We start from the raw sequence: 19,048 nt of genomic DNA, 5'->3' as shown, positions 1-19,048 counted from the left end.
TTAAGCCTAGGTATTCGAATCGGAAGCGGGCAGGGCTAGCGAGGGGGTCTGTCATGTTGCTGAGTGAACATCCGATATGTCGTGTGATCGCGGAACACGCACGCACACTGGCCAGCAGGATTGGACAAGAGGTCGTGTCGGACCTCAAGAAGATAACCGAGCCGCTGTTGTCCGGTGACGAAACGATTCTTACGTCAGTCTGGCTGGAAATCTGCGTGCAAGTGCAGGGCGAGGAATCGTATTTCTGGGACGCGTACCTTCAGCTGATGCGCGACGCTGCACTATCGCGGTTGCTGCCGGTTTCTTCAGCCGAGCTGGAGATGCTATGGATGCAGACAGAACCCGGTTGGGATTGGGCTTGGGACGTCGTCAATTGCGGTGAAGAACCGCCACCCCCGCATCCTGGCGTCGACGACGAGGCGATTGCGCAATGGATCATCCGGGAGTTCGTGAAACCCGCAGCCGAAGCCGACGACCATGAATTGATCGCGCAGTTCTTTCAAGCGCGATGACTTGCGCTTGATCTCCTGCACCCGCCTGCCCGCGGGCACTAGCCTAACTCTTGCAGACCTGTACTCCCCGAAGCGCGGAGCTCGTTGGATGAAAATCCGTACCCAGATCCGTACAACGAAAAGGCCACCTTGGAAGGTGGCCTAAATCACTGATTTATTTGGTGGGCGGTGCAGGGTTCGAACCTGCGACCCTTGCCGTGTGAAGGCAATGCTCTACCGCTGAGCTAACCGCCCGGATGCCGTGCCGCCGCGGGGCGGGGCAGGCGCGGCATTCTACGGAAGCGCGGCCGTTCGGGCAACGGGTTTCACTCGATCTGGTCGCGGGCGTACGCCGCGTCCAGGGTTTCCATCGCATCCTTCGGTTTGGCCTTCGCCGCTTTTTCGAAGGCGGCTGCCGCCGCGTCTTCCTGTTTTTCGCCGTGGAGTAGCAGCAGGACGTTGGCGTGCTCGACGTGCGCAATGGGCGAGTCGGGGGTGAGCTTCAGCGCGGTCTTGATGTGCGATTCGGCCTCGCTGGCTTTCGCGCCGTAAGTGAGGCCGCCGATCATCGCGCCGATCTTGCCGATGATTTCGGCGTGGTAGAGGGCGAGCGCGGTGTGCGCTTCGGCGTGTTTGGGCGCGAGCGCCAATGCGCTGTCGAGCGAAGCGCGCACCTTGCCGGCGATGCCTTGCTTGAGCGCCTTGGCGATCGACAGGCCCTGGCTGTAGCGACCGAGCGCGAATGCGTGGCGATAGTGGCTGTTGGCTTCGTCGGGGAGGGCCTTGATGGCCGATTCGGCAAGCGTGGCCGCGTGTTCGAAGCGCTTGAGCTTTTCCGCATCGTCCTCGACCAGGTAGGTCGCGTGGATGCCGATGGCCTTGGTCGCGACCGACGCACCGACGGGGCCGAGCTTTTCGCCGGCCTCGAACGCGGCCTGGAAGTCCCCGCGATGGAAGGCGCGCCAGGCGTCCTGCAGCGCGGCGGCGAGTGCGTCGGCGTCGAGTTTCGGCGCCGCCTTTCCGGCGGCTTTCAACAACTTGGCCGCGTGTTTGGCATCGGGAAAGGGCTCGACATCGCCCGCGTGCAGTTGCGGCCAGGCCTTCTTCAGCGCATCGCCCGCGTAGGCGAAGGCCTTGGCCTCATGCGGGAACGGCGCCCATTTCGACTTGGCCATGCGGACCTTCCTGGATTCGATGGAAGCGGCAGCATTGCGCCGCGTGCGCGTCTTCGCAAGGTCTGAGCGCCGGGCGTGGTGTGATTGCTCCATGGATGAGGCGGCAACGTGCCGTCTGCGCAGGAGGCTTCATGTCACGCGAAACCAATCTCCGTCATCTCTGGCTCGCCGGCCTGGGCGTGCTCGCGCGCTTGCGCCGCAGCGCCGACCGCATCGCCGGGCGCATTCCGATCGCGGAAGAACCGCCGCTCGAGCCGCCCTTCGCGACCACGCAGAAGGTGGCCAAGCGCAGCACGCATTCGTCGGGATCGCGCAAGGCGGGCGAGCGGGAATCGCAGCGACGGATCGCGGGGAAGGGGCGGTGAAACCCGCGCGTCAGTCGATGTACGCGCGCGTCAACGTATTGAGATGCACGCGCTCGGCATCGCGCAGGAACGGCGCGAGCAACATCATCACCTGCACGATGCCCGCGCGGATCGAGGCCTGTTCGTCCTTGTCGCCGCGCGCGGAGGCGTAGTTCAACCAGAAGGTGGCGATCACCAGCACGTTGGTCGCCGCCGCGTCGAGTTCGTCGGCGCTCGCGCGCATCACCCCACCTTGCGACAGACCGCGCATCACCGTGTGCGCCTGTTCGTCGGCGCGGCGCAGGATGCGCGCGAAGCGGATGCGCAGGCGGCGGTTGCGGCTGAGGATGTTGGCCAGGTCGCGATACAGGAAGCGATAGTCCCAGATGCACTCGAACACCAGGTGCAACTGCAGCCAGATGTCTTCCAAACCGGGCAGGCGGCCTTCGGGTGCGCTCAGCGCGGCATCGATGCGCTCTTCGTAACGCCCGAAGAGGTGCTCGATGATGTCGTCCTTGTTGCGGAAGTGGTAGTACAGGTTGCCCGGGCTGATCTCCAGCTCGTCGGCGATGTGGTTGGTGGTGACGTTGGGTTCGCCCTGCGCGTTGAACATCGCGAGCGACGCATCGAGGATGCGCTGTCGGGTTTGTCGGGCCACGTCAGGCGGTCAACTTGCCCACCAGGTCGATGTACTTCTGCATCGCCTCGTCCTGGCCGGTGCCCTGCAGCTTGGCCCAGGCTTCGTACTTGGCGGTGCCCACGAAGTCGAAGAAGCCCGGCTTGGGGCCGGAGACGTCGCCTTCCGAGCCCTGCTTGTAGAGCGCATACAGGCGCAGCAGCGTTTCGTTGTCGGGGCGCTCGGACAGCCCCTGGACATCCTTGGCGGCCTGTTCGAAGCGGGCTTTCAGGTCGGACATGGTGCGCAGGCTCCCGGTCGGCAGGCGGGCATCACAGCATGCGGTGTCGACGTTTTCAATACGCAGGGGAATTGTGGCGCCGTGCGGGGCGTGGCAACGTAGGCGCAGGACATCGGGGAGCACGCAGGACATGAGCTACTTCGTCACCGGGGCCACCGGCTTCGTCGGCCGCCACCTGGTCAGCGCGCTGCTCAAGCGCAAGGGCCCCGTCCTCGTGCTGGTGCGCAAGGATTCGCGCAAGAAGCTCGACGCGATCGGCGCAAAGATGGGCTGGGACATGAAGCGCATCGTGCCGGTCGAGGGCGACATGACCGGCGCCAAGTGCGGGGTCGGCGCCGCGCAGGTGCGCGCGCTCAACGGCAAGGTCAAGCATTTCTTCCACCTGGCCGCGGTCTACGACCTCACCGCCAAGGCCGACGTGCAACGCGCGGCGAACGTCGACGGCACGCAGCACGCGCTGGACCTGGCCGCCGCCATCGGCGCGGGCACCTTCCACCACACCTCGTCGATCGCCGCCGCCGGCCTGTATCCGGGTGTTTGGCGCGAGGACATGTTCGACGAAGCCGAAGGCCTGGACGATCCCTACCTGCGCACCAAGCACGATTCGGAAGGGCTGGTCCGCAACGAGAAGCGCATCAAGTGGCGCATCTATCGCCCGGGCATGGTCGTCGGCCATTCGCAGACCGGCGAAATGGACAAGATCGACGGCCCGTACTACTTCTTCTCCTTCATCAAGAAGCTGCGCGAAATGCTGCCGCAGTGGATGCCGATGCTCGGCCTGGAAGGCGGGCGCATCAACATCGTGCCGGTGGATTTCGTCGCCGATGCGATGGACCACATCGCGCACAAGCCCAAGCTCGACGGCCACACCTTCCACCTCACCGATCCCGAACCCATGCGCGTGGGCGAAGTGCTCAACGCCTTCGCACGCGCGGGCCATGCGCCGGAAATGACGATGCGCATCGATGCGCGCATGTTCGCCTTCGTGCCCGGCGGCGTGCGCGCGGCGGTGGGCAACCTGCCGCCGGTGCGGCGGTTCATCGGCATGTTGCTGCGCGACTTCCGCATCCCGAAGGAAGTGCTGAAGTTCATCACCTATCCCACGCGCTTCGACAATCGCGAAGCCGAGCGCGCGCTCAAGGGCAGCGGCATCGCGGTGCCGCGCCTGGATGCCTATGCGTGGCGCCTATGGGATTACTGGGAACGGCACCTGGATCCGGACCTGTTCGTCGACCGCTCGCTCAAGGGCAAGGTGCGCAACAAGGTCGTGGTGATCACCGGCGGGTCGTCGGGCATCGGCCTGTCCACCGCGCAGCGCGTGGCCGAAGCCGGCGCGGTCGTGGTCATCGTGGCGCGCGGCGAAGAAGAGTTGTTCAAGGCGCGCGACGAGATGAAGGCCAGGGGCGGCAAAGTGTTCGCCTACACCGCGGACCTGGCCGACATGGCCGACTGCGACCGGCTTGTCGCCACCGTGCTGAAGGAACACGGCCACGTCGACATCCTGATCAACAACGCGGGCCGCTCGATCCGTCGCTCGATCGAGTTGAGCTACGACCGCTTCCACGATTTCGAACGCACGATGCAGCTGAATTATTTCGGCAGCCTGCGCCTGATCATGGGCTTCCTGCCGACGATGACCCATCGCCGCAAGGGCCACATCATCAACATCAGTTCGATCGGTGTGCTGGCCAATTCACCGCGCTTCTCGGCGTACGTGGCCTCGAAGGCGGCGCTGGACGCATGGGCGCGCTGCGCGCAGGGCGAGTTGTCGGGCAAGGGGATCGCGTTCACCACGATCAACATGCCGCTGGTGAAGACGCCGATGATCGCGCCGACCAAGATGTACGACAGCGTCCCGACGCTGACCACCGAGGAAGCGGCCGACCTGTGCGTGCGGGCGATCATCGAACGCCCGAGCCGCATCGCGACGCGCCTGGGCATTTTCGCTTCGGTCCTCAACGCACTCGCGCCGAAGGCCTACGAAGTGGTGATGAACACCGCGTTCGAATTGTTCCCGGATTCGGCCGCCGCCAAGGGCGACCGCAAGGCGCTCAAGGGCGAGATGGAACCGAGCGGGGAGCAGATCGCCTTCGCCGCGCTGATGCGCGGGGTGCACTGGTAAACACCGGAGATCTCCCGGGTGGAAGAGCCCCTTTTAGTAAAAGGGGCGCGCGACAGCGGGGGAATTTGGCATGCGACCGAAGTGCGACGCTCGTTAGAGCGTCGCGCATTGCTTGAAGCGCGGCGCCTGCTCGCTGTTTTCCGGCGGTTCCAGGTAGACGCGCGCCGTCCGCAGGGTCGCGTAGCGCGTCAGCACCGTGCACACCGCGTCGAAACGTTCGGTCGAGGTTTCGTCGACCTGCACCTGCAACGTGGACTTCGTCGACCACGCCGCGCGGAACACGCCGGGCAGCGACGAGACGCGGCGCACCACTTCCACGCGCTGCAGGTCTTCTTCTTCGGGCGTCATGGGCATGGCCGCCGCCGGCTGCGTGGAGGCAGCCGATGCGACGGTGTCCTGTGCCAGCTCCGCCGCGGGCTTGATCGGCCGCTTGACGATGGGCGTGACGTCGTTCGGCGGCGGCGCATCCTGCATGCCGACGATCGCGCCGACGGTCAGGCCCACGACCAACGCGGCGGCCCACGAGATCCACACGGCGCGGCGCGCGCGCTGGCTCGCATCCTTGCGGACGTCGTCGGACAGGCTCTGCGGCAGCAGCGGTGCGATTTCGGGCCAGAGCCCGTTGCCGTCGATGAGTTCGACGCGCGCTTCCTCCGCGGCCTTGCGCGCGTCGGGGTCGATCGAACCGGGGGTGACCAGCAGGCCGCTGCGCGCGCCCTGGAATTTCATCGCGCCGAGGAAATCGGCCACCGACTGTTTCGACAACTTGTATGCCGAGCCGTGCTTGCAGCCGAGCAACGCACGCTCGCCGTTTCGCGTCAGCAGGAATTCGGTCTGGTGCCCGCGCTCGGACTCATCGTCGGGCGTCAGGACGTCGTAACCGCGGTGGCGCATCGCATCGATGACGAAGTGCGAGAACTCGCGCCAGCGCATCGCCGAGAGCGCGCGCACGCCGTTGAGCGCTTCGTCCTGGCGGCGGCGGATGTTCGAGAAGTACAGCGTGCCGAGCGCGCCGATGAGCACGACCACGATCAGGGCGGCCAGGAGCGATGTCGCTGAGGGCATGCGGGGTCTGCGGGTGCGGGGTGGCGCATCTTACGCCAGCGGCCGCTGTATGCCGTGTAACGCAGGTCGAAAAAAAAGCCCGCCAGTCCGAAACCGTCAGGGGAGGGGAGCGACGGAACCGCCTGGACTGGCGGGCTGGAGCGTTCGGATCAGACGACGGCGCGCTTCTTCGTCGCCTTCTTGCGCGCGTGCTTGGCCGGGGCTTTCGCCGGCGCGGCGGAGGTCGTGGTGCGGCGCGGCGAAACGCGGCGAAGCTCAGCGGTCAGCGCATCGACGCGATCCACCAGCGCGGCCAGGTCTTCGCGATTGGGAACGCCGAGCTTGACCAGCGCGCGCTGCACGCGTTCCTCGAACACCTTTTCCAGGCGATCCCACGTGTCGACCGCGCGTTCGCGCGCCTGGCCGACGCGGCTCTCGACGGCGTCGCGCACGACATCGGCGCGATTGCCCGCGAGCTTGCGCGCGGTCTGTTCCAGGTTGAGGCCTTCCTTCACCAGGCCTTCGAACAGGCGCGTGCCTTCGGCCTGCGCGCGCCCGAACGCGCCGACGCCGGCGAGCCAGATCTGCTGCGCCGATTCGCTGAGGGACTTGGAGAGGCGTTCGGCCTGCGCCTGCGCTGCGGCGTCGGCGGCGGCCGACTTGCGGGCGGTCTTCGCGGTCTTTGCGGTCTTCTTCAGCTTGGCCATGGCGTGGATGCCTTTGGAGGATTGAGACGGAGAATCCGGCCCACGCCTAGAGCATTCACACCAAGGTGTGTGCCTAGCGTCGGGAAGCGATCAGATGGTCGACTTCATCCAGCGCCCGGCGCAGGCGCGCCGTGGTTTCGGTCGCGCGCGGGCGGTGCGGGAGGCCATCGACGATGGACCGTGTTTCGTCGTTGACCACTTCCTCGCGCAGGGACAGGCCATGGGCCTCGAGCACCGGCCGCAACTCGGCGGCGCGCTTGCGCAGGTCGTCCATCGTGTTGCGGTAGGCGATCTCGCACACGCGCCGGCGCGCGGCGAAGGAGAAGACGTTGGTGAAGAACAACTCGCCGTCGTCGCTGTTGGGTTCGAACACGAGCTGGTCGATGTTCGGATAGGTCTGCGCATACCGCTGCAGGCCGACCTGCATGCGCGATTGCAGCAGCGTGCGGAAGGTTTGCGACAGCACCATCGGCAGGCCGCCTTCGGACAGGCGCGAGTCGATGCCATCGGGCGTGCGCCGCGAGACGTTCGCATCGAAGGGCACCAGCGGATTGATGCCGATCAGCAGGTCCACGCCGCGTTCGAGCAACAGCGAGGCGTGCATCGTGCGGCGCAGCGCGCCGTCGACGAAATGCCGCCCGCGCACTTCGACGGGTGCATACAGGCCCGGCAACGCGGCGCTGGCCTGCACGGCGAGCGAGATCGGGATGTCGTCCCAATCCTCGCCGCCGAAGCGCACGGCCTTGCCGCTGTCCAGCTCGACGGCCACGACATACAGGGGCGCGGCCAGTTCGCGGAAATCGTTGCTGCGGCCGCGGCGCGTGAACACCTCGCGCAGGAAGCGTTCGATCTCCGCGCTGTCGAACAGGCCCGTGGGCACCAGGCCCCCGAACCGGTTGATCGCATCGGACCAGCGCGAATCGCCGCGGCGGAAGACGATGTCGCGCCACCATTCCATCGCCAGGCGCGGGGCGCTCGCGGCGCGGCGCATGTATTCGATGAAGGCCGGGCGCAGGAAGGTTTCCGGGCGGAACTGCACGTCGTCGCTGTCGCCGGTGATGAAGATCCGGCACATCTCCGCGGTGTCCATGCGATTTGCCAGGCCCGCGGCGAGGAAGGCGCCGGAGCTGACCCCGACGTAGCAATCCAGGCGCGTGAGGTCCAGGCCTCCGATCGCCTCGTCCATCGCGCGCAGCGCGCCGAGCTCGTACATCCCGCCGATGGGGCCGCCGCCGGCGACGGCCAGGCCGATGCGGGGCGGGTGGGGAGTGGAGGTGCGTTCGCGCGCGGTGTGGAGGGAGAGCATCGGGCGAGTGTAGCGGCGGGGCGGGTGAAAAGCGGGGAGTGCCCCATTCCCCATTCCCCATTCCCGCTCTTATCCTCCCCCAATGTCGCGCCATGCCGACGTCGTCCATCGCCTGCAACGCACCCTGGCCTGCCACCAGGCGCTGCACGATCCGGCGTGCGAACCCCGCAACGGGCTGCGCTGGCTGCCCGAACTCCGGCGCTGGCAGGCCGCGCGTTTGCAGCGCAGCTTCCAGCGTTTCCTCGAAGACCCCCGTCGTGCCGCGGCCGCGCGCTTCTTCCTGACCGACGTCTACGGCGACCACGACTTCACCAAGCGCGACGCCGACATCGCGCGCGTGCTGCCGACGATGCAACGCCTGCTGCCGGCCTCGCTGCTGGCCGCCGTCGCCGACGGCATCGCCCTGGGCGCGTTGACGCATGCGCTGGACCTGCGGATGGCGCAGGCGCTCGGATCGATCGCGCCCAACGGGCGGCGACTGGACGATGCACGCTATGCGCAGGCTTATCGCCGCGTGGGGTTGCCGCGCCTGCGGTCGCGGCAGATCGATCTGATCCGCGACGTCGGCCACGGCGTGGGCAGCGCCTTGCGCCTGCCGGGGATCACGACCTTGCTGAAACTCTCGCGCGGGCCCGCGCATGCGGCGGGCCTGGCGGAGCTGCAGGGATTCCTCGAACGCGGCGTGGCGGCCTTCAGGCAACTCGGCGACGCCGATGCCTTCCTGCTGGACATCCAGCGCGGCGAACGCGCGGTGGCCGCGCGCTTGCTGTCAGGCGCGCCGGATCCGTTCGGCGACGGCCCTTAGGCGAACTTCTCGTCGAGCACGCGGCGGATTTCCTGTTCGATCGGGCCCTTCATCGCCGAGAGCAGGAACCCCAGTTGCGCGGTGACATGCAGCGAATCGGGCTGCAGCGCGATGTGCCCGTCGACACCGCTGCGGGTGAAGTGCAGCGTGTCGCCTTCCCAGCGCGATTGCATGCCGAAGCGGTCGTCGAGCTTGGCGGCGACCTGTTCCAGCGACTTGCGCGCCGTGGCCATCGGCTGGGAATGCGGGTGGCGGATATCGATTTTCGACATGGGGCGCGAGACTCGTCGTAGGGATCCGACCGCATTGTCTGCTAGATTCCCGCGCGGTGGATACCTTGCGATTGCGCTTCCCTGATTCGAACCAGCCCGACGCCGGCATCGGCCCCGGGCTGCACGGTATCGGCCGCACGGCCGATGGCGCGCTTGCGCTCGTGGCCGAAGGCGGGCGCATGCTCGCGCAGTTGTGCGTGGATCGCCGCGGCACCTGGCTCAAGCTCACCGACGGCGCGCGCACCGTGCACGTGAACGGGCGCCCGGTGCAGCGCATGGCGATGCTGCGCGTTGGCGATGCGATCTACATCGACGGCGGGCAGGCGGTGCTCCTGGGCGCGCCGCGCGAACCGCAGCCCTTGCCCGCGCCCGGTGGCGAGGGCGGCGATCCGCGCGTGCTGTTGCGCGGCGTCGGCGGCCAGTATCACGGGCGAAGCTTCACGCTGGACCGCCCGCGCCTGGTCGGGCGCGGCGTGGAATGCGACATCCGCATCGACGATCCCGCGTTCCCCGAGCGCCATGCACGCATCGACGTGCAGCAGGGCCTGGTCGTCCTGCGCGGGGTGAATGGCGCCGAGCCCAGCCTGGTCAACGGCGAAGCGGCGCGCGATGCGGTGCTGCGCACCGGCGACCAGATCGTGTTCGACGCGCATCATCGCTTCGTCGTCGAATCGCCGGGGCGTCCTTCGCTCGTGCACGATGCGATGGCGCCGGCCTTGCCCGACGACATCGACCTGGAACATTCCGACGCGCCGATCCGCTCACCGAGGCCGGCCCGCAATGCACGCCGTCTGCCGTGGTTGCTGCTCGCGGCATTGCTGCTGGCGGCCGCCCTCAGCGCGATCCTGCTGTCCGGCTCGCCTGGTTGAGGGACGGGGCGGCCATGCGCCGCTTGTTCGCCAACCACTTCCACGCACGCCAGCCCAGCAGCACCGCGAGGATGCCCGCGTACAGCGCCGGCTCGCGGATATCGGATTTCACCAGCCACCAGAAGTGCAGCACCGCCAGCACGCCGATCGCGTAGACCAGTTTGTGCAGGCGCGCCCAGTTGCGGCCCAGGCGCTTGATCCAGCCCTTGGTCGAGGTGATCGCCAACGGAAGCAGCAACAACCACGCCGTGAACCCGACCGTGATGTAGGGGCGCTTGGCGATCTCGGCGAAGATCGTCGTCCAGTAACCGCGCAGGTCGAGCACCAGGTAGGCGCTGAAGTGCACGCTCGCGTAGAAAAACGCATACAGCCCGAGCATGCGGCGGAAGCGCACCAGCACCGGTTGGTTCGTCAGTTGCCGCAGCGGTGTGATCGCCAGCGCGAGCATCAACAAGCGCAAAGCCCACAGGCCGAGGAAATGTTCGATCGCCGCGACCGGATCGGCGCCCAGGCCATCGCCGGTTTGCGCGACTTCGTAGACTTTCAGGCCGATCCAGGCGGCGGGCAGGAGGGCGAGGGCGTGGACGACGCCCTTTGCGATCGGAACCCACTTCAAAACCATTTCCTCAGATCCATGCCCGCATAAATCGAAGCCACCTGCGCCGCATAGCCATTGAACGGCCGGGTCGGAATGCGATCGGCGAACAACTTGCTCGCCGTTCCCGCGATCCTGCGTTCGGTCTTCTGGCTCCAGCGCGGATGGTCGACCGCCGGATTGACGTTGGAGAAGAACCCGTATTCCTCCGGTTGCGATGCGTGCCACGCCGTTTCGGGCATCGTCTCGACGAATGCGATTCGCACGATCGACTTGATGCTCTTGAACCCGTACTTCCACGGCACGACCAGCCGCAGCGGCGCACCGTTCTGCTGCGGCAGCGGCTTGCCGTACAGGCCGGTGGCAAGGAAGGCGAGGGGATGCATCGCTTCGTCGATGCGCAAGCCTTCGCGATACGGCCAGTCGAGGATCGGCGCACGGATGCCGGGCATCTGCGCGGGATCGCCGAGGGTGACGAAGGCGACGTACTTCGCCTTCGAGGTGGGCTGGAAACGCTTGAGCACCGAGGCCAGCGGCACGCCGAGCCACGGGATCACCATCGACCAGCCTTCCACGCAGCGCAGGCGATACACGCGCTCCTCGGGCTTGAGGCCCTTGAGCAAATCGCCGAGTTCGAGCGTGCCGGGTTTTTCGCAGGCGCCGTCGACGATGACGTGCCAGGGTTTGGTGCGCAGGGTCTTGCGCGCCTGCGACGGATCGGCCTTTCCGCTGCCGAACTCGTAGAAGTTGTTGTACGAAGTCACGTCTTCGTAACGCGTCAGCGGCTCGTCGGTGCGGAAACCCGACTTCGCCTGCTCGGGCGTAATTGCGACTTTCGACGGCGGCGGAGGAGGCGCGGCTTCGGTGCAACCGGCCAGCGCCAGCGCCGGGCTCGCGGCGAATGCGGCGAGCAGGCGACGGCGATCGGCGTACACCGCTTCGTCGGTGATCTCGGAAGATCGGATGCGCAAGGCGTCGCGCAGGGACATGGACGGCTTCCTCGGGGGTGACGGGACAGTTACGCCTGAAAGCGTCGAGCGGATGCGATGGCCGAGTGTCGGCTCGAATTTCGGTGTTGCATACTGCCGGCATCCCTCATCGACGATACCCAACATGCCACGTGCCTGGAACTTCAGTGCCGGTCCCGCCACGCTTCCCGAACCGGTGCTGCGCAAGGCGCAGTCGGAAATGCTGGAATGGCGCGACGCCGGGGCTTCGATCGTCGAAATCAGCCATCGCGGCCCCGAGTTCATGGAAGTGGCCGCGGCTGCCGAACAGGCGCTGCGCACGCTGCTGTCGATCCCCGACGATTACGCGGTGCTCTTCACCCAGGGCGGCGCGACGGCGCAACAGGCGGTGATCCCGTTGAACTTCGCTGCCCCCGGGCAACCGGCCGACTACGTGCTGACCGGCCATTGGGGCAAGACCGCGATGAAACAGGCGCAGCCCTATGTCGCCACGCACGTGTCGGCGACGAGCGAGGCCGACAGATTCCGTTCGATCCCGGCGCGCGACACCTGGCAATTCGCCGCCGATTCGGCCTACGTGCACATCACGGCGAACGAAACCATCCATGGCGTCGAGTTCCGCGACATCCCCGACACCGGCGACATCCCGCTGGTCGCCGACTTCAGTTCGTCGATCGCCAGCGAGCCGCTGGAGATCGCGAAGTTCGGGGTCGTCTACGCCGGCGCGCAGAAGAACCTCGGGCCGGTCGGCATCGGCGTGGTCATCGTGCGCCGCGACCTGCTCGAACGCGCCGGCCAGCCGCGCGCCGACATCTTCGACTATCGCTCGCAGCTCAAGGCCGAGTCGATGCTCAATACGCCGCCGACGTGGAACTGGTACATGCTCGGCCTCAACGTGCAGTGGATGCTGGACGAAGGCGGCGTCGCCGAATTCGCGCAACGCAACGCGCGAAAGGCGCAACTGTTGTACGCGGCGATCGACGGCTCGGGCGGCTTCTATCGCAACGAAGTCGACCCGGCGGTGCGCTCGCGCATGAACGTGCCTTTCTTCCTGCGCGACGAAGCGCTGGAAAAAACCTTCCTGTCCGAATCGAAGGACGCCGGCCTGCTCGCGCTGAAGGGGCATCGCGCCGTCGGCGGGATGCGCGCATCGATCTACAACGCGATGCCGGAAGCGGGCGTGCAGGCGCTGGCGGATTTCATGCGCGACTTCGCCGGCCGCCATGGCTAAGAAAAAGGCGAGCCCGCCCCTCCCCGACCCCTCCCCGCAAGCGGGGAGGGAGCGTGCGGATGCAGCGCCGCTGGATCTCGTCGCGGTGCGCACGCAGATCGACGGCATCGACCGGCAGATCCAGGCCCTGATCGCCGAGCGCGCGCAGTTCGCGCGACAGGTGGGCAAGGCCAAGGGCAAGCTCGCGGCGGCGGTGGATTACTACCGGCCCGAGCGCGAAGCGATGGTGTTGCGCGGCGTGGTCGATCGCAACGACGGTCCGCTCGCCGACGACGTGCTGGTGCGCCTGTTCCGCGAAATCATGTCGGCGTGCCTGGCGCAACAGGAACCCTTGAAGATCGGTTACCTCGGTCCGGAAGGCACGTTCTCGCAGCAGGCCGTGCACAAGCACTTCGGGCATTCGGCGAAAGGCCTGCCGCTGGCGAGCGTGGAGGAAGTCTTCGACGAAGTCGCCGCCGGCCACGCCGATTTCGGCGTCGTGCCGGTGGAAAACTCGGGGCAGGGGACGATCCAGTCCACGCTCGATCTGTTCCTCACTTCGCCGCTGAAGATCTGCGGCGAGGTCGAGTTGCGCGTGCACCAATACCTGCTCTCGCGCACGGGCCACATCGAAGACATCGAACGCGTGTATTCCCACGGGCTGTCGCTCGCGCAGTGCCGCGCGTGGTTGCGCCAACACTTGCCGACCGCGGAGAAACTGGCGGTGGCGAGCAACGCCGAAGCCGCGCGTCGCGCGCGCAATGCCGACGACGCCGCGGCGATCGCCGGCGAGAACGCGGCGCATGTGTACGGCTTGAAGAAAGTCGCCGGCCCCATCGAAGATCGTCCGGACAACACGACGCGCTTCCTGGTGATCGGCCGGAGCATGTTTCCGCCCTCGGGCAACGACCGCACCTCGCTGATGGTGTTCGTGCGCGACCAACCGGGCGCCCTGTTCCAGGTACTCGAACCGCTCTCGCGTCGCGGCGTGAGCATGAATCGCATCGAATCGCGCCCCGCGCACACCGGCCTGTGGCAGTACGCCTTCTTCATCGACGTGGGCGGGCACGTGGACGAGGCGCCGCTGCGCGATGTCCTGGACGACCTGGCCGACTTCGCGGAAAACGTGACCGTGCTGGGCTCGTATCCGGTGGCGGTGCCGTGAATTTCGACGGCCTCGCGGTGCCGGCGCTGCAAGGTTTGCGCGCGTACGATCCGGGGCACGACCTGGTGGCCTGGCGCCGGCGTTTCGGGCCGTCGCTGGTCGAACTGGGATCGAACGAAAATCCGTGGGGCCCATCGCCGGCGGCACGCGCGGCGGTGCTCGACCAGTTGCACGCGATGCATCGCTATCCCGATCCGCTCGGTGGCGATCTCAAGCGTGCGCTGGCGGCGAAGCACGGTGTCGGTGTCGAACAGCTGATCCTCGGCAATGGATCGCATGAGCTGCTCATGCAGTTCGCGCAGGTCTTCGCCGGGCCGGGCGATGAAGTGGTCGTCTCGCAATATGGATTCGCGGTGTATGCCATCGCGACACAGGCCGCGGGCGCGACGCTGCGCGCGGCGCCGGCCTTGCCGCGCGATCACGCGACGATGCCGCGCGGGCACGATCTCGACGCGATCGCCGCGCTGGTCGGGCCGCGCACGAAGCTGGTCTATCTCGCCAATCCGAACAATCCGACTGGCACGCATTTCCCGATCGACGCGCTCGCGGGCTTCCTGCGGAAGATCCCCTCGCAGGTGCTGGTCGTCGTCGACGAGGCCTACGCCGAATTCGTGGAAGGCGACACATCGGCGCTCGCCCTGCTGTCGCAACATCCCAACATGATCGTCGCGCGCACCTTCAGCAAAGCCTACGCACTCGCCGGACTGCGCGTCGGTTTCGCCGTCGCGCATCCGGGCCTGATCGCCGTGGTCGAACGCGTGCGCGAGAGTTTCAACGTCAATTGCATGGGGCTGGCGGCGGCCGAAGCCGCACTGGGCGATGTCGAGCACCTGCAGTGGGGCCTGGCGCGCAATGCGGAAGAGCGCGCGCGCCTGTCCGATGCGCTGGCGGCGCGCGGCTGGTTCGTGCATCCCTCGCAGACCAATTTCCTGCTCGTCGAATTCGGCGCGCGCACCGCGGCCATCGAAGCGGGCCTGCTCGAACGTGGCGTCATCCCGCGCCCCATGGGCGGTTACGGCTTGCCCGATTGCCTGCGCATCACCGTCGGCGATCGCGACGAGAATCGCCGGTTCCTGGACACGCTGGACGCCATCGCATGAGCGTGACCACGCAGCGCGAATCCTGGGTGGCATCGCCCGGTGCACCGTTGCGCGGCGAAGTGCACGTGCCGGGCGACAAGTCGGTCTCGCACCGCGCGATCATGCTGGCGGCCATCGCCGACGGCACCTCGCGCATCGAGGGCTTCCTCGAAGGCGAAGACACCCTGGCCACCGCGGCGATCTTCGAACGCATGGGCGTGCGCATCGAGAAGGCCGGTGCGAGCACGCGCATCGTGCATGGCGTGGGCATCGACGGCCTGCAGGCGCCGACCAGCGCGCTGGATTGCGGGAACGCCGGCACCGGGATGCGCTTGTTGGCCGGCTTGCTCGCGGGCCAACGCTTCGACAGCGTGCTGATCGGCGATGGGTCGCTGTCGCGGCGGCCGATGCGGCGCGTGCTCGATCCGCTGGCGCGCATGGGCGCGTCGATCGCGTCGCACGACGGGTTCCCGCCGCTGAAGATCGCCGGCGGCAAACCCTTGCACGGCATCGCCTACGCATCGGACATCGCCAGCGCGCAGGTGAAGTCGGCCGTGCTGCTCGCGGGCTTGTACGCGAAGGGCGAGACCGAAGTGCGCGAGCCGCATCCCACCCGCGATTACACCGAACGCATGTTGCGTGCATTCGGTTGGCCGATCGAGTTCTCGCCGGGCATCGCGCGCCTGGCCGGCGGGCATCGCCTGCGCGCCACGGACGTGTCGGTGCCTGCGGATTTCTCCTCGGCGGCGTTCTTCCTCGTCGCCGCGTGCGTGATTCCGGGGTCCGACATCATCCTGCGCCGCGTGGGCATGAATCCGCGGCGCACCGGTTTGTTGCGCGTGCTGCGCGCGATGGGCGCGCATGTCGACATCGAAGCGATGGGCGAGCAGGGCGGTGAAGCGGTTGCGGACCTGCATGTGCGCTACGCGCCGCTGCACGGCATCGACGTCCCGGTGGACGCCGTGCCGGACATGATCGACGAATTTCCCGCGCTGTTCGTCGCCGCCGCCTGCGCGTCGGGCACGACGCATGTGCGCGGTGCGGCGGAACTGCGTGTCAAGGAGTCCGACCGCATCGCCACGATGGCGTGCGGCTTGCGCTCGCTCGGCGCCGTGGTCGAAGAAACCGAAGATGGCGCGGCGATCCATGGTGGCCCGCTGCGCGGTGGCCACGTCGATTCGCATGGCGATCATCGCGTGGCGATGGCTTTCGCGATCGCGGGCCAGATGTGCGAAGGCGAGGTGCAGGTGTGCGACACCGCGAACGTCGCGACCTCGTTCCCCGCCTTCGATGCGCTCGCGCGCAGCACGGGGTTCGCGTTGCGCGAAGCCTGAGCCTTACAGGCGGAATTCGATCGGCACGACCACCGAACCTGCGACGGCCTGGCCGCCGCGCTGCGCCGGGCGGAAGCGCCACTTGCGCACCGCGTCGAGTGCGGCGCGGTCCAGATCGCGCGACTGGCTGCTGCTTTCCACGCTGACATCCGTCGGCACGCCATCCGCGCCGACCGTGACCAGGACGCGCACCGTGCCGGTTTCGCGAAAGCGCAGGGCGCGTGACGGGTAGTGCGGCGCTGGCCGTGAAATCGGCGTCGGGACGGCGAGATCCGCCATCGCGGGCGCGGCCGTGGGCGGCGGCGCCGCCGGTGCGGGCGCAGGCGGGGCCTCGCGGCGCGGCGCTTCTTCCAGGCGGGGTTGTTCGGCGATCGCGTCGGCGTCCGGCTCGTCCATGCCGCTTGCGCCATCCACCTGGCCCGGCATCGGTGCCGGAAGCGGCGCGAAGTCGGGCTTGTCGGCGGTGGCGCGCACTTGCGCGGGGGCGCCGCTGCGCTCGCCCGACCACACGATCAGGAACAGGACCAGGCCGACGAGGACGGCGACGGCGATCATCGAAAGGCCGCGCCGCGTGGGCCGCCAGGCGGCCAGGCGTGCGGCGAATGTGGGGGAATGACTCGACATGCGCCCGATTCTGTCATGCCGTCGCGCTGCAGCCGGTCGGCAATCGACCGCACAGGCCGCATAATTCAGCCCCCGTATCGAAACGTGGCGCCCCATGCTCGACCCCCATCTGTTGCGCACCCAGACCGCCGAACTCGCGGCCAAGCTTCGTTCCCGCGGTTTCGACCTGCCGGTGGCGGCCATCGAATCGCTCGAGGCCGACCGCAAGCGCCTGCAGGTGCGCACGCAGGAATTGCAGAACCTGCGCAACACGCGCAGCAAGGCGATCGGGCAGGCGAAGGCGAAAGGCGAAGACGTCGCGGCGCTGATGGCGGAAGTCGCGTCCTTCGGCGACGAACTCAAGGCCTCGGAAGTCGAACTCGAACGCATCCGCGGCGAGCTCGACGCAATCACCCTGGGCGTTCCCAACATTCCCTACGACGACGTGCCGCACGGCGACGACGAAGCGCACAACGTCGAGCAACATCGGTGGGGCACGCCGCGCGCTTTCGATTTCGAAGTCAAGGACCACGTGCAGTTGGGCGAGCGCAACGGTTGGCTCGACGGCGACACCGCCGCGAAACTCAGCGGCTCGCGCTTCACCGTGCTGCGCGGGCAGCTCGCGCGCCTGCATCGCGCGCTCGCGCAGTTCATGGTCGATCTGCACAGCAACGAACACGGCTACGAAGAAACCAACGTGCCGCTGCTGGTGAATGCCGAGTCGATGCGCGGTACCGGGCAGTTGCCGAAGTTCGAAGACGATCTGTTCGCGACTGCCATCGGCGGCGACGAAGCCGGCAGCCGGCGTTATTTGATCCCGACCTCCGAAGTGCCGCTGACCAACATCGTGCGCGATGTCATCGTCGACGAATCACGTTTGCCGCTGCGCATGACCGCGCATTCGATGTGCTTCCGCGCCGAAGCCGGCAGCCATGGCCGCGATACGCGCGGCATGATCCGCCAGCATCAGTTCGAAAAAGTGGAGTTGGTGTCGATCGCGCGGCCGTCGGAGTCGGCAGGCGAACACGAGCGCATGACGCGTTGCGCGGAAGTGGTGCTGGAGAAGCTCGGCCTGCCGTATCGGCGCGTGTTGCTGTGCACCGGCGACATGGGCTTCGGCGCGGCGAAGACCTTTGATCTGGAAGTCTGGTTGCCGTCGCAGGACACCTATCGCGAGATCTCCTCGTGCTCCAACTGCGATGCCTTCCAGGCGCGTCGCATGCAGGCGCGCTGGCGCAATCCCGCCACGGGCAAGCCCGAACCGGTGCATACGCTCAACGGTTCCGGCGTGGCCGTCGGGCGCGCGCTGATCGCGGTGATGGAGAACTATCAAAATGCCGACGGCACCATCGCGGTGCCGTCGGTGTTGCGTCCCTACATGGGTGGCGCCGAAACGATCGGCTGATGCCTTACGCGGCTTCGAGCACCGGCTCGGCGATCGAAGCATGCGCGCCGGCCAGCGCATCCACGCGATGCTGGTCCGAATACGCCACGCCTTCCGCGCGGACGAACTCGATGTCCGTGACGCCGAGGAAGCCGAAGGTGTGGCGCAGGTAGGCTTCCTGGAAATCCGCCGGGCTGCTGTCGCCGTAGATGCCGCCGCGGCCGCTGGCCACGATCATGCGCTTGCCCGTGGCGAGGCCTTCCGGTCCGTTCTCGGTGTAGCGGAACGTCTTGCCGGCAACGGCGACGCGGTCGATCCACGCCTTCAGGGTCGAGGGAATGCCGAAGTTGTACATCGGCGCCCCGATCACGATGACGTCGCTGTCCAGGAACTGGTCCATGGTCGCGTCGCCTTCGGCCTTGGCCGCGGCATCGGCGCCGGTCAGCACCGGGCCGGTGAGGTGGGGCAGCGGGTTGGTGTCCAGGTCGCGATATTCGACCTTCAGACCCGGCACGGCGGCCTGCCAACGCGCGACAATGGCCGCACTCAGCTCGCGGGTCACGGAGTTCGCGCCCAGGGCGCTGGTGTCGAGATGCAGGAGTTTCATGGCAGAGCCTCAAATTCGGGCAGCGGGTCTGCTGCGTTGGGGAGAACTCTA

At 67.3% G+C, this 19,048-nt stretch carries 21 protein-coding genes and 1 tRNA gene; 10 read left to right on the top strand and 12 right to left on the bottom strand.

Annotated features, from left to right (window positions below):
* Positions 1-53: 53 nt before the first annotated feature.
* Entirely contained in the window at positions 54-512 is a 459-nt protein-coding gene (locus AC1DOM_RS16200; protein WP_498965156.1) for a hypothetical protein, read from the top strand.
* Between the two features lie 159 nt (positions 513-671).
* Here AC1DOM_RS16200 and AC1DOM_RS16195 read toward each other — a convergent pair.
* Positions 672-746, bottom strand: a tRNA-Val gene (locus AC1DOM_RS16195).
* Positions 747-817: 71 nt separating this feature from the next.
* Entirely contained in the window at positions 818-1,666 is an 849-nt protein-coding gene (locus AC1DOM_RS16190) for a hypothetical protein (RefSeq protein WP_498965154.1), read from the bottom strand.
* 131 nt (positions 1,667-1,797) lie between these two features.
* On the opposite strand from AC1DOM_RS16190, the gene AC1DOM_RS16185 reads away from it, so the two are divergent.
* Positions 1,798-2,031 carry a hypothetical protein gene (locus AC1DOM_RS16185; protein WP_498965152.1) on the top strand — a complete coding sequence of 78 codons (234 nt, stop codon included), beginning with the start codon at positions 1,798-1,800 and terminating at the stop codon, positions 2,029-2,031.
* 10 nt (positions 2,032-2,041) lie between these two features.
* Here AC1DOM_RS16185 and AC1DOM_RS16180 read toward each other — a convergent pair whose 3' ends face one another.
* Complete coding sequence (locus tag AC1DOM_RS16180) at positions 2,042-2,668, bottom strand: TetR/AcrR family transcriptional regulator (RefSeq protein WP_498965150.1); 627 nt, start codon at positions 2,666-2,668, stop codon at positions 2,042-2,044.
* 1 nt (position 2,669) lies between these two features.
* The gene (locus AC1DOM_RS16175) at positions 2,670-2,927 is read right to left on the bottom strand and encodes an acyl-CoA-binding protein (RefSeq protein ID WP_498965148.1); all 258 of its coding nucleotides are present in this window, start codon (positions 2,925-2,927) and stop codon (positions 2,670-2,672) included.
* 130 nt (positions 2,928-3,057) lie between these two features.
* On the opposite strand from AC1DOM_RS16175, the gene AC1DOM_RS16170 reads away from it, so the two are divergent.
* A complete protein-coding gene (locus AC1DOM_RS16170) occupies positions 3,058-5,049 on the top strand; it encodes an SDR family oxidoreductase (RefSeq protein WP_498965146.1) in 1,992 nt (663 codons plus the stop codon).
* A 93-nt stretch (positions 5,050-5,142) separates the two neighbouring features.
* Here the strand turns inward: AC1DOM_RS16170 and AC1DOM_RS16165 are convergent, their stop codons facing one another.
* The 3 genes from AC1DOM_RS16165 to AC1DOM_RS16155 all read right to left on the bottom strand — a co-directional run bounded on the left by AC1DOM_RS16165 (position 5,143) and on the right by AC1DOM_RS16155 (position 8,106).
* Positions 5,143-6,114: a restriction endonuclease gene (locus tag AC1DOM_RS16165; RefSeq protein WP_498965145.1), complete on the bottom strand. Its 972-nt coding sequence runs from the start codon at positions 6,112-6,114 to the stop codon at positions 5,143-5,145.
* A 149-nt stretch (positions 6,115-6,263) separates the two neighbouring features.
* Positions 6,264-6,800, bottom strand: coding sequence for a phasin family protein (locus AC1DOM_RS16160; protein WP_498965144.1), 537 nt, complete (start codon positions 6,798-6,800; stop codon positions 6,264-6,266).
* A gap of 73 nt (positions 6,801-6,873) precedes the next feature.
* Entirely contained in the window at positions 6,874-8,106 is a 1,233-nt protein-coding gene (locus tag AC1DOM_RS16155; RefSeq protein ID WP_498965142.1) for a patatin-like phospholipase family protein, read from the bottom strand.
* An 82-nt stretch (positions 8,107-8,188) separates the two neighbouring features.
* On the opposite strand from AC1DOM_RS16155, the gene AC1DOM_RS16150 reads away from it, so the two are divergent.
* On the top strand, positions 8,189-8,911 hold the full coding sequence (locus AC1DOM_RS16150) for a DUF8198 family protein (RefSeq protein WP_498965140.1): 723 nt from the start codon (positions 8,189-8,191) through the stop codon (positions 8,909-8,911).
* Here AC1DOM_RS16150 and AC1DOM_RS16145 read toward each other — a convergent pair.
* The gene (locus AC1DOM_RS16145) at positions 8,908-9,183 is read right to left on the bottom strand and encodes a polyhydroxyalkanoic acid system family protein (protein WP_498965138.1); all 276 of its coding nucleotides are present in this window, start codon (positions 9,181-9,183) and stop codon (positions 8,908-8,910) included. The genes AC1DOM_RS16150 and AC1DOM_RS16145 overlap by 4 nt on opposite strands.
* 56 nt (positions 9,184-9,239) lie before the next feature.
* Here AC1DOM_RS16145 and AC1DOM_RS16140 point away from each other — a divergent pair, with 56 nt between their 5' ends.
* Positions 9,240-10,052, top strand: a complete 813-nt coding sequence (locus tag AC1DOM_RS16140) for an FHA domain-containing protein (protein WP_498965136.1) — start codon at positions 9,240-9,242, stop codon at positions 10,050-10,052.
* Here the strand turns inward: AC1DOM_RS16140 and msrQ are convergent.
* A complete protein-coding gene (gene msrQ, locus AC1DOM_RS16135; RefSeq protein WP_498965134.1) occupies positions 10,018-10,674 on the bottom strand; it encodes a protein-methionine-sulfoxide reductase heme-binding subunit MsrQ in 657 nt (218 codons plus the stop codon). The two genes, AC1DOM_RS16140 and msrQ, sit on opposite strands and share 35 nt — an antisense overlap.
* A complete protein-coding gene (gene msrP / locus AC1DOM_RS16130) occupies positions 10,665-11,636 on the bottom strand; it encodes a protein-methionine-sulfoxide reductase catalytic subunit MsrP (RefSeq protein WP_498965132.1) in 972 nt (323 codons plus the stop codon). The genes msrQ and msrP overlap by 10 nt, the downstream gene beginning before the upstream one ends.
* 124 nt (positions 11,637-11,760) lie before the next feature.
* Between msrP and serC the strand changes: the two genes are divergently transcribed.
* From serC to aroA, 4 genes are read left to right on the top strand one after another with little or no spacing between them, the layout of a single operon-like run.
* Positions 11,761-12,846 (top strand): 3-phosphoserine/phosphohydroxythreonine transaminase, encoded by a 1,086-nt coding sequence (gene serC / locus AC1DOM_RS16125; RefSeq protein WP_498965130.1) that lies wholly within the window; start codon positions 11,761-11,763, stop codon positions 12,844-12,846.
* A complete protein-coding gene (gene pheA, locus AC1DOM_RS16120; protein WP_498965127.1) occupies positions 12,839-13,990 on the top strand; it encodes a prephenate dehydratase in 1,152 nt (383 codons plus the stop codon). The genes serC and pheA overlap by 8 nt, the downstream gene beginning before the upstream one ends.
* A complete protein-coding gene (gene hisC, locus AC1DOM_RS16115; RefSeq protein WP_498965125.1) occupies positions 13,987-15,090 on the top strand; it encodes a histidinol-phosphate transaminase in 1,104 nt (367 codons plus the stop codon). Before pheA ends, hisC begins: the two co-directional genes overlap by 4 nt.
* 2 nt (positions 15,091-15,092) lie before the next feature.
* Entirely contained in the window at positions 15,093-16,403 is a 1,311-nt protein-coding gene (gene aroA / locus AC1DOM_RS16110; protein WP_498965170.1) for a 3-phosphoshikimate 1-carboxyvinyltransferase, read from the top strand.
* 3 nt (positions 16,404-16,406) lie between these two features.
* On the opposite strand, the gene AC1DOM_RS16105 is transcribed toward aroA, so the two are convergent.
* Positions 16,407-17,027: an energy transducer TonB gene (locus AC1DOM_RS16105; RefSeq protein ID WP_498965123.1), complete on the bottom strand. Its 621-nt coding sequence runs from the start codon at positions 17,025-17,027 to the stop codon at positions 16,407-16,409.
* Positions 17,028-17,121: 94 nt separating this feature from the next.
* Here AC1DOM_RS16105 and serS point away from each other — a divergent pair, with 94 nt between their 5' ends.
* Positions 17,122-18,411: a serine--tRNA ligase gene (gene serS, locus AC1DOM_RS16100; RefSeq protein WP_498965121.1), complete on the top strand. Its 1,290-nt coding sequence runs from the start codon at positions 17,122-17,124 to the stop codon at positions 18,409-18,411.
* Positions 18,412-18,415: 4 nt separating this feature from the next.
* Here the strand turns inward: serS and AC1DOM_RS16095 are convergent, their stop codons facing one another.
* Positions 18,416-18,997, bottom strand: coding sequence for an FMN-dependent NADH-azoreductase (locus AC1DOM_RS16095; RefSeq protein ID WP_498965119.1), 582 nt, complete (start codon positions 18,995-18,997; stop codon positions 18,416-18,418).
* Between the last annotated feature and the right edge of the window lie 51 nt (positions 18,998-19,048).

It is taken from the genome of Lysobacter sp. P5_B12 (assembly GCF_056400425.1).
The sequence above is the reverse complement of the archived record's forward strand: the minus strand, read 5'-3'. Positions and strand labels throughout refer to the sequence as shown.